Annotated in this window: 1 protein-coding gene; it reads right to left on the bottom strand. The window is 35.1% G+C overall.

The features are described 5' to 3' along the window. On the bottom strand, positions 1–1,116 hold a 1,116-nt coding region (locus C1715_RS00010), incomplete at both ends, for an RHS repeat domain-containing protein (RefSeq protein ID WP_341457725.1).

Here is a 1,116-nt window from a genome sequence, read left to right as displayed (position 1 = left end):
GCATTTTTACAGATGGATCCCATGTTTTACTTATATCAAATCCACTTGTTATTACTGTAAACCATTTTGATAGTTTTTTAGCCTTTTGTGCATAGGGATACATCTTTTGAACTATGCTCGTCTTAGGATAAAAGTGTATAGCGTTACTTTTATCTATATATCCTACCGATTTTCTAGAAATATTCTCAACTACTCCTATTGACGTTCCATAAGCAGCTGACATTTTACCAGAAACTGAAGGATAATACTTTTCAACTCTTCCACTTGCTCTAGAAACTCTATTGGCTCTAGTTCTATTCATCACCGCATAAGACGCTGCCCTCATTGCCTCTGTCTCTTCACCTAAAGTATATACCGGTCTGAATCCACTATAGTCACTCATATTTGCCCAGTTATTCTTGCTGTAAGCAAACAAATTATGTCCTAATAATTCTCCCGTTTCACCTATAATCCCATCTGCATTGATAAATCTACCCCATTCTGGATTATAGTATCTATTTTGCAGATAATACATTCCTGTCTCACTGTCGTACCTATATCCTCTATACCTATAAGGATTCTTCTCTCCTACTGTATCCTTTAAACTTCCTTCTATAGAGATAAGTTTTCCCCAGGAATCATAGGTGTAAGATACAACCTTTTCCCCTTGAGCATTTATTAATCCTATAATGTCACCCTGAGCATTTCTTACATAATAGTATTCTGCTCCGTTTAGGTTCATACTTATAAGTTTGCCTGAACTGTCGTAAGTGTAGTGTATTTTGTGTTTTCCATTATCTTCATAGGTTACACTGCCGCCTACTAGGTGATATTTTGTGGTGACACCATTTACTGTTTTTTCTGTTCTTATGCCTTGATCATTGTATTTGAATTTTATATCCTTGCCATTACCTTTTATTGAGGATAACATTCTTCCTCTTTCCCAGGTGAAAGTGTATCCGTTATAGGTTAATGGATTTCCTATGTTATCATAGGTTATTTCTTTTCCATCAAAATTTGTTAGCTTGTCTTTCCAGATAGAATCACCGTAATTGTAGTTGTAAGCTTTTGTACAGTTACCTAGTGATTCTGCTGTTGTATATTTATATTCTTTCTTACTGGTTAAATTTCCTCCTC

This window comes from Haloimpatiens massiliensis (genome assembly GCF_900184255.1).
GTDB lineage: Bacteria > Bacillota > Clostridia > Clostridiales > Clostridiaceae > Haloimpatiens > Haloimpatiens massiliensis.
Note: the sequence above shows the minus strand (reverse complement) of the source record. Positions and strands in the feature narration are given on the sequence as shown.